The organism is Heliobacterium chlorum (genome assembly GCF_014502795.1).
GTDB classification, from domain to species: domain Bacteria; phylum Bacillota; class Desulfitobacteriia; order Heliobacteriales; family Heliobacteriaceae; genus Heliobacterium; species Heliobacterium chlorum.
In genome coordinates this window covers 1-1,048 of record NZ_JACVHF010000110.1, presented here as the reverse complement: position 1 = coordinate 1,048, position 1,048 = coordinate 1, and the positions used below count along the sequence as shown (strand labels likewise).

The following is a 1,048-nucleotide window of genomic DNA, read 5'->3' as shown; positions in this document are numbered from 1 at the left end:
CGCCACCGGATTTATAAGTCCCTAACGGTACCGAGTATCGACTGCTGTCGACCATGATGGTATTGTCCTTACGGACGATCCTTGTTACAATGGCATTGCTTTTTTTATGTAACGGTACCGGTCGCAGGTATTCGCGTTCTAGGGCGAATACTTCGGCAGATACTTTTTTTGTCGTTCCGTGCGGGTTCGCATTGGCCGTCCGCTCTAACCACAAGAGACATTCTTCGTTTACATGATCGATGTCTCGAAAGACACGATGGCTAATGAAGTTGTATTTACCGTATTTGATGAACGCTTCGATACGCCCCTTGCTTTCGGGGTCGCTTTTCCGGCACAGGTAGATGCGAAACCCGATGGCTTGCCGATACGTTTCAAATCGTTCGGTTAACACTACATCCCCATCGTTCTCACTGACGACCATCAGCTTGTCTTGGTCCATCACCACTTCTTGGGGAACGCCACCGAGGAACTCCCAGCACCGGTCGAAGGTTTCACAGAGGCTTTCGGTGGTAAAGGGCGTCGAACGCCATTCTAGATATTTGTATCGAGAGTTAGATAAGATAGCGCCAAAGCCATAAAGACGGATTCTCTTTCCTTCGGTCGTCTGACCCCAAGCCATTCCAAAGTCGACTTGGAGTTGCTGACCCATCGGTGGATCCATGACCGCCTGATACTGACGCTCCTTGTATCGAGGCTTGGGAATGTTATGTCGGTGCCTCAATTTCTTCACGTATCTTCGCAAGGTTCGTTCTTTTTCCCGGTAATCCGGGTAGTGTTGTTTGAGTCGGTCTTGAATCTGGGCGGTGCTCAATTCGGGATACTCACTAAGCCAGTGGATAATGATGTCTTCATAATCGTCATGTTTACACTGCCGCTGATTGGCTTGCTTTTGTCGGTTTGTGAATTCGACGGGGGTCATCTGCCAATACTTACGAACGGTCTTTACGTTCACATCGAGGAAGCGCGCGACTTGGGTCGGCTTCAGTCCTTGGTCTTTCTGATGGTGAATCTTTGTGTACATTTTCCACTCCGTCAATGTGGGCCAATT

The 1,048-nt window shown here is 49.1% G+C and carries 1 protein-coding gene; it reads right to left on the bottom strand.

Features of this window, described 5'->3' with window-relative positions:
- The coding region (istA, locus tag H1S01_RS20345; protein WP_188042172.1) for an IS21 family transposase at positions 1 to 1,021 on the bottom strand (1,021 nt) is incomplete at its 3' end.
- Positions 1,022 to 1,048: the final 27 nt, after the last annotated feature.